The sequence below is a fragment of the Citrobacter sp. TBCS-14 genome (genome assembly GCF_005280805.1).
GTDB lineage: Bacteria > Pseudomonadota > Gammaproteobacteria > Enterobacterales > Enterobacteriaceae > Citrobacter > Citrobacter gillenii.
Genome location: NZ_SZWM01000087.1, coordinates 1 through 228 on the forward strand (window position 1 = coordinate 1; position 228 = coordinate 228).

General features: G+C 51.8%; 1 protein-coding gene and 1 pseudogene. Both read left to right on the forward strand.

The window, feature by feature from the left end:
* The coding region (locus FDX22_RS32525; protein WP_370316544.1) for a hypothetical protein at nucleotides 1-66 on the forward strand (66 nt) is incomplete at its 5' end.
* A pseudogene (locus tag FDX22_RS00485) lies at nucleotides 63-228 on the forward strand (FAD-dependent oxidoreductase); the annotation flags it as partial. The gene FDX22_RS32525 and the pseudogene FDX22_RS00485, both read left to right, overlap by 4 nt.

Consider the following 228-nt stretch of genomic DNA (forward strand, 5'->3'; position numbering starts at 1 on the left):
TTCCTGTGTCCAGAATGTTCACTAGGTAAAGACGTCTTTGACGTACTGGCAACGGAGGCAAAATGAGCCACGGAATTGTCATCATTGGTTCGGGCTTTGCCGCCCGCCAGTTAGTCAAAAATATCCGTAAACAGGATGCGGCTGTTCCGCTGACCCTGATTGCCGCGGACAGCATGGATGAGTACAACAAGCCCGATCTCAGCCACGTTATCAGTCAGTCACAGCGTG